At 73.1% G+C, this 6,669-nt stretch carries 8 protein-coding genes; 5 read left to right on the top strand and 3 right to left on the bottom strand.

What is annotated here, in order from left to right:
- Positions 1–215 precede the first annotated feature (215 nt).
- Positions 216–551, top strand: coding sequence for a GNAT family N-acetyltransferase (locus BU198_RS41675; RefSeq protein WP_188301909.1), 336 nt, complete (start codon positions 216–218; stop codon positions 549–551).
- A gap of 141 nt (positions 552–692) precedes the next feature.
- Positions 693–1,487: a sigma 54 modulation/S30EA ribosomal C-terminal domain-containing protein gene (locus BU198_RS41670; RefSeq protein WP_188301908.1), complete on the top strand. Its 795-nt coding sequence runs from the start codon at positions 693–695 to the stop codon at positions 1,485–1,487.
- Positions 1,488–1,600: 113 nt separating this feature from the next.
- On the opposite strand, the gene lpdA is transcribed toward BU198_RS41670, so the two are convergent.
- Positions 1,601–3,007 carry a dihydrolipoyl dehydrogenase gene (lpdA, locus tag BU198_RS41665; RefSeq protein ID WP_188301907.1) on the bottom strand — a complete coding sequence of 469 codons (1,407 nt, stop codon included), beginning with the start codon at positions 3,005–3,007 and terminating at the stop codon, positions 1,601–1,603.
- 265 nt (positions 3,008–3,272) lie between these two features.
- On the bottom strand, positions 3,273–4,901 hold the full coding sequence (locus BU198_RS41660) for a M20/M25/M40 family metallo-hydrolase (protein WP_188301906.1): 1,629 nt from the start codon (positions 4,899–4,901) through the stop codon (positions 3,273–3,275).
- Positions 4,902–5,053: 152 nt separating this feature from the next.
- Between BU198_RS41660 and BU198_RS41655 the strand changes: the two genes are divergently transcribed.
- Positions 5,054–5,236: an antitoxin gene (locus BU198_RS41655; protein ID WP_188301905.1), complete on the top strand. Its 183-nt coding sequence runs from the start codon at positions 5,054–5,056 to the stop codon at positions 5,234–5,236.
- A 101-nt stretch (positions 5,237–5,337) separates the two neighbouring features.
- Here BU198_RS41655 and BU198_RS41650 read toward each other — a convergent pair whose 3' ends face one another.
- The gene (locus BU198_RS41650; RefSeq protein ID WP_188301904.1) at positions 5,338–5,547 is read right to left on the bottom strand and encodes a hypothetical protein; all 210 of its coding nucleotides are present in this window, start codon (positions 5,545–5,547) and stop codon (positions 5,338–5,340) included.
- Positions 5,548–5,622: 75 nt separating this feature from the next.
- Between BU198_RS41650 and BU198_RS41645 the strand changes: the two genes are divergently transcribed.
- Together BU198_RS41645 and BU198_RS41640 are read left to right on the top strand one after the other, a co-directional pair.
- Complete coding sequence (locus BU198_RS41645; protein ID WP_188301903.1) at positions 5,623–6,213, top strand: TetR/AcrR family transcriptional regulator; 591 nt, start codon at positions 5,623–5,625, stop codon at positions 6,211–6,213.
- Positions 6,210–6,669, top strand: a 460-nt coding sequence (locus tag BU198_RS41640) for an MFS transporter (RefSeq protein ID WP_188301902.1), incomplete at its 3' end; no start/stop codon positions are given. The genes BU198_RS41645 and BU198_RS41640, both read left to right, overlap by 4 nt.

The raw sequence follows: 6,669 nt of genomic DNA, 5'->3' as shown, positions 1-6,669 counted from the left end.
ACGAGGGCCGGCGCCCGAGCCGGCGCGAGGAGGGCCGGCCCGGCGGATGAGCTGGCGTCGGCGCCGCCCCGCCCGGCGGTCCGTGACGCGGGCGGGGCGGCCGGGTCCGGGATGGCCGGGGACCGGCTGACCTGGCAGGATTCCCGCTGACCGGTGTCGCGGGGGCCGCTCGGTGGCTCTCCGATCGGCACTCCCCGCAACCGAAGGACCACCCCGTGACCACTCCCACCACCGTCGTCGTCGAGCGGGCGGACGACCGGAACCGGTACGAGATCCTCGTCGACGGCAAGCTCGCCGGCTTCACCGAGTACCGGGACCACGACGCCCAGCGCGTCTTCTTCCACACCGAGATCGACGAGGCCTTCGCCGGCCAGGGCCTCGCCTCGCGCCTGGTGCAGGAGGCCCTCACCGACGTGCGCGCGGCCGGGAAGCGGATCGTGCCGATCTGCCCGTACGTCGCCAAGTTCCTGCTGAAGCACGAGGAGTTCGGCGACATCACCGACCCGGTGACCCCGGAGGTCAAGGGCTGGCTGCGCACCCAGCTGTACTGACACTCCCCGCGGTACTGACCCGCCCGGCTGGGACGGGCCCGGGGCACCGCCCACCCCTGGCCCGTCCGGCCCGTCCGACTGGCCCGTCCGACTGGTTCACCCGGCCCCGAGGTGGGGTCGTTGGGCCCTTGGCCGGGGGCCGTGGGGCCGAGATCCTGGTCGCCGGATTGCGCCGACTGGGAGTGGAAGGGCCTGGTGATGGGCGAGTTGGTCATGGTGAGGGCGTTCGACGGGGTGCCTGGCGAGGTGCTGGCCGAGGCACGGGCCCGGGTGGCCGCCGCGGCGGCCGCTCCGGGGGTCGGGACACTGGTGGAGGCACTGCGGATCAGGCTCGCGGCCGTGGCCGGGGGTGTGCTGGCGCAGGTGAACGCCGAGGTGGACGGCCGGCGGGTGCGCGTCCAGGCGGCCGCGGCCGGGCCCGGTGACTCCCTCGACCGGGTCAGCGAGGCGCTGCGCGGCAGGATCAGGGCCGTCACCGGGGCCTGGGCACCGCGCCCCTGGCCCGGCCACCGTGCGGCGGCGCCCGCCGGGCCGGCCGGGGAGTCCGGGGAGTCCGAACTCACCGTGGTCCGGCGCAAGGAGCCCTCGCTGGTGTGGTGTTCGCCGGAGGCCGCCGCCCGGACCATGGACGCGATGGACTACGACATCCACCTGTTCACCGATCCGGCGACCGAGACCGACGCCGTGGTCTACCGGGTCGGGCCGACCGGCTACCGTCTCGCCCGTACCGTCGCCGCCGGTCCGGCCGGCCGCCGGACCTCGCCGATCACCCTCAGCCCGTACGGCGCGCCCCGGCTGACGGAGGCGCAGGCCGTGGGCCGACTGGCGGCCGCGGAGCTGCCGTTCCTGTTCTTCGCGCACCCCGCGAGCGGGCGCGGCCGGGTGCTCTACCGCCGCTTCGACGGCGGGCTCGGCCTGATCTCGGGGCGCGTCTGAGGGCCGACGGGCGCCTCTTCCACCTCCGCGCGAACACCACCGCCGGGACACCACCGCGCCCCCGCCGAGCGACGGCTCGACGGGGGCGCGGCGGGCGCCCGGGGCAGCGAACGTCACATGTTGATCATGTGCCCGGCGAGGCCGTGGATGGCCTCCTTGACCGCCTCGCCCAGGGTCGGGTGGGCGTGCACGTTGCGGGCGACCTCGTGGACGGTCAGGTCCCACTGCTGGGCCAGCGTCAGCTCCGGCAGCAGCTCGGTGACCTCGGGCCCGATCAGGTGGGCGCCGAGCAGCTCGCCGTGCTTGCCGTCGCTGATGACCTTGACGAAGCCGATCGGGTGGCCGAGGCCGTGCGCCTTGCCGTTCGCGGTGAACGGGAACTTGGCGACCTTGACGTCATGGCCCAGCTCGCGGGCCTGCGCCTCGGTGTAGCCGAAGGAGGCGATCTGCGGCTGGCAGTAGGTGGCGCGCGGGATCATCACGAAGTCGACCTCCATGGTCTCCGCCCCGCCGATGGTCTCGGCAGCGATCACGGCCATCGCCTCGGCGGCGTGCGCGAGCATCAGCTTGGCGGTCACGTCGCCGATCGCGAAGATGTGCTCGACGCTGGTGCGGCCGCGGCCGTCCACCGCGATGGCGTTGCGGTCGGTGAGCTTGACCCCGGTGTTCTCCAGGCCGTAGCCGTTGACCCGCGGTGCGAAGCCGATGGCCTGGAGCACCTTGTCGGCCTCCAGCACCTTCTGCTCGCCGTCCTTCGTGACGGTGACCCTGACCTTGGCGTTCGGGTCGCTGTCGTCGATCGACTCGACCCGGGTGGAGGTCAGCACCTCGATGCCCAGCTTGCGGTACTGCTTGGCGAGTTCAGTGGAGACCTCGACGTCCTCCAGCGGCACCACGCGGTCCAGGAACTCGACGATGGTGACCTTCACGCCGTAGTTGTGCAGGACGTAGGCGAACTCGACGCCGATCGCGCCGGCGCCCGCGATGATGATGCTCTCCGGCAGCTGCTCGGTGAGGATCTGCTCCTCGTAGGTGACCACGCGGTCGCTCAGGCTGGTGCCGGGCAGCAGGCGGGTGGTGGCACCGGCGGCGATGACGCAGTGGTCGAAGGTGACGACGTCGAAGCCGCCACCGCTCAGCGCGACCTGGAGGGTGTGGTCGTCGACGAAGGTGCCCCAGCCGTCGTACTCGGTGATGCCGTTCTTCTTCATCAGGTAGTGGACGCCCTTGACCCGGCCGTCGGCCACCGAGCGGCTGCGCCGGAAGGCCTCGCCGAAGTCGAAGGTCACCTGGCCCTCGACCTTGATGCCGAAGGTCTTGGCCTCCTTGGTGAAGATGTGGGCGAGCTCGGCGTTGCGCAGCAGGGCCTTGGAGGGGATGCAGCCGACGTTGAGGCAGACGCCGCCCCAGTACTTGGCCTCGATGACCGCGACCTTCAGACCCAGCTGGGCCGAGCGGACGGCGGCGGTGTAGCCGCCGGGGCCCGCGCCGAGGACGACGACGTCGTAGTGCGTGCTCATGTTGCTGACTCCTCCGAGGGTGTCACGGTGTCGTGATCTCGGTCCCATGGTGTCAGGACCGGGCTCGGCGCACCCATCGGGTCCCGGCGGATGCGCACCGCGCGGCACCGTACCGGCCCCGGGCCGGATTGTCAGTGGTCTCCGCTACGTTGGCCGCACCCGCACCCACCAGGAGCGATGCCGGAGGGAGGTCCCGGATGGAGTCGTCGCGTACGGCGGTCGGGTGGGCCCGCCGGCCGGAAGCGGCTGCGGGCCCACCCGGGCGTCAGGCCGTCACGTTGTGGGAGCTGCCTCCGCTCGGGCCGCTGATACCCGTCGCGCCGCCGGGCGCCGCCTTGGCCGCCGGGGGCTTGGCCGGGACGGGCTTGCGGAGCGAGGACAGGTCCCAGGCGTAGGTGCCGACGGCGTTCGCGATCACGTCGATGTTGACGTCGAAGACGCGCATGTCGATGTTGCCCAGGTTGTCGCAGGCCTTGTGGTAGCACGAGTCGTACGCGAGTCCGGCCGTGCCGCCGTAACGGGCCGCCTGCTCGGGGGACTTGAACTTCTCGGCGCCGGTGTCGGTGCCGCCGGCCGGGATGCCCGCGTCGATGAACGGACCGTAGTCGGAGCGGCCGTCGAAGGCGGTCGGGTCGTGCGGCAGGCGCCGGCCGTCCAGGTAGCCGTTGATGTCCCGCTCCAGCTGCGCCGAGCCCTCGGGTCCGGCGTCGCCACCGGCGCTGCCGGAGCCGTTGTAGACGAACTGCGCGTAGTTGGGGGATGCGATCATGTCGAAGTTGAGGTAGAGGCTGACCTTCTTCTTCTCCGCGTCGGAGAGGGAGTTGACGTACGCCTCGGCACCCTTGAGGCCGAACTCCTCGGCCGACCACCAGGCGAACCTGACCTTGTTCTTCACCGGGTGGGCGCCGAGGTTCTTGGCGACCTCCAGGACACCGGCCGTGCCGGAGCCGTTGTCGTTGATGCCCGGTCCCTCGGGGACGGAGTCGAGGTGCGCGCCGACCATCACGGTGTTGTCCGGGTCTCCGCCGCGGGTCTCGGCGAGGACGTTCCAGGTCCTGCGCTGTTCCATGAAGGTGCGGATGTCCAGGGTCACCCGGACGGGCCCGGCGGCTGCCTGCGCGGCCAGCGCCTCGCCCGCGGCCATGGTGATCCCGCCGGTCGGGATCTTCCCGGCCGTCGGCTCGCCGAGCGTCCCGTTGAGGCTGCCCTCGATGTTGTTGTAGACGATCGCCCCGGACGCGCCCGCGGCGGCCGCGGCGGCCTGCTTCTCGGCGAAGCTGCATCCGCCGCGGCGGATCAGGGCGATCTTCCCGGTGAACGCGCCCGCCGGGTAGTCGGCGGGGGTGCAGCCGGTGGTGGCGCCGACCGGAGCGACCGCCAGGTCCGCGGTCAGGCCCGCGTCCGGGCCGCTCACCGAGTACGTCATCGCGACCACCGGCACCGACTCGGCCTTCGGGGACACCACGTCGAGGCGCTCCGAGCGGGCCTCGAAGAAGGTGTACACGAATTCCTGCTTGGACACCTTCAGTCCGGCCCGCCGGGCCTGCTCGTAGACGTAGTCCACGGACTGGTCGTGCCCCTTCGAACCGGCCACCCGGGTACCGCCGTTGCGGTCCGCGATCCGCTGGAGCGCGGCCAGGGTGGCCCGGGCGTCGCGGGCGCTGCTGGCCTCGACCAGCCGGGAGGCCAGCCTGGCACCCTTGCGCGCCGGGTCCGGGTCGGCCGAGGCACTGCCCGCGCCGGCCAGCAGCAGCGGGGCGACCAGGGCGGCGACGGTCAACGCGGCGCCCGCGCCTCGCCGGGTGACGGCGGTTCGCGGGCGTCCGGTCGGCGTGACGCGGTCGTACGGGGTGGAACGGTCGAGCGGGGAAGTGGAGCGACGGGTGCGCAGCATCAAGGCAACTCCTTCCGACGGGCCGTGAGGTCATGATTTGACATGATCGGAATCGTGTTGCCAAGCCTTTACGCACACCTTGCGGGATGCGGACTCCCGCTCGCGCGGCGATATTGGAGGAGTGGGGGCGTCTCATCCAGGAGTGTGACCAGATGTCCATGATGGATAAGCTCAAGAACCTGCTGAAGGGCCACGAGGACCAGGCCGACAAGGCCGTCGACAAGGCGGGCGACGCCGTCGACCAGCGCACTCAGGGCAAGTACAGCGGTCAGGTGGACTCCGCCCAGGAACAGCTGAAGAACCAGTTCCGCGACCAGCCGCCGTCGCAGCAGTAACGGGCTCGACCGGCGCCGCCACCGGCGCGCCCGGCCGCTCCACCGTCCGGGCTCTCCACCCCGGTTCTCCGTCCCGGCCCGGCCGCCCGGCCGGGCCGGGGTCAGGCTTCGGGGCTCCCGGGGTCCGGCTCCCCGGGGCGGCTCCCGACACCGTTCCCGGCAGTGCTCCCGCCGTCGGCGCCGTCACGGCCGGCGCCCTCGTCGCCCGTCCCGCAGCTCTCGCAGGGGCCCGGGCCCGGCCGCTCGCGCAGCCGTCCGCACTCCGGGCACACCCGGTCCAGCCAGCAGGCCGGCTCGCCGCCTTCGTCCATGCCGTCGATTCTGCCGGGGCACCCTCGCGAGCGCGAGTAGACACTGTCTACGTCCGCCTGGTAGACAGTGTCTTCATGACCGAACAGGAGCAGGACCTGCGGGCCCGACTGGTGGCCGCCGGCGTGGAGCTGGTGGCCGAGGGCGGCGTCCAGGCGCTCGGCCTGCGCGAGATCGCCCGCCGCGCCGGGGTCTCGCACGGCGCGCCCCGCCGCTACTTCCCCACCCACCGCGAGCTGCTCGCCGCCATCGCCCAGCAGGGCTTCGGCAGGCTCACCGACACCCTCGCGGGCGCCGACGCGCTGGCCGCCGGCACCGGCGGCGACGCGCGCACCCGCCTCGACGGGCTCGCCCGCGCGTACCTCGGCTTCGCGGCCGCCAACCCCGGCATGTTCGAGCTGATGTTCCGTCACGACCTGCTGGAGGGCAGCGGCGCCGAGCTGCGCCGGACCACCCTGCCGCTGTTCCTGACCTTCGTCGGACTGGTCGCCGAGGTGCACCCGCGGTCGGACGATCCGACCACCGCCACCGCGGCCCTCTGGTCCAACCTGCACGGCCTCGCCCAGCTGCGCACCTGGGGCAGCCTGCGGCTGATCACCGGCAGCGAGTCCGTCGAGCCGCTGCTGAGCGCCGTACTGGACGCGCATCTCGGCCCGGCCGCCCGGTGAGGCCGCGGCACCGCCGGGGGCTCGTCCTCACCGCGAGCATCACCGGCGCCGCCCTGGTCGCCGTCGACGGCACCGCGCTGACCGTCGCCCGGCCCGCCCTCCAGCACGACCTGCACGCCTCCGTCGCGGCCGTCCAGTGGGCCGGCACCGGCTACCTGGTCGCCGTCGCCGCCCTGCTGGTCTTCGCCGGCCGGCTGGGCGACCGCTACGGACACCGGCGGGTGTTCACCCTCGGGGTGACGGGCTTCGCCGCCTGCTCGCTCGGGATCGCCCTCGCGCCCGGCATCGGCTGGGTCATCGCGCTGCGCGTGGTCCAGGGCATGGCGGGCGCGCTGCTGCAACCCGCCACCCTGGGCATGCTGCGGGCCACCTGGCCCGCCGACCGGTTGTCCGGGCCGATCGCGGTCCGCACCGCCGCCATCGGGCTCGCGGCGGCGGCCGGGCCGCTGGTCGGCG

Origin of the sequence: Streptomyces sp. CBMA156 (genome assembly GCF_014596515.1) — a bacterium.
GTDB lineage: Bacteria > Actinomycetota > Actinomycetes > Streptomycetales > Streptomycetaceae > Kitasatospora.
This window is presented reverse-complemented; position numbering and strand designations above follow the sequence as displayed.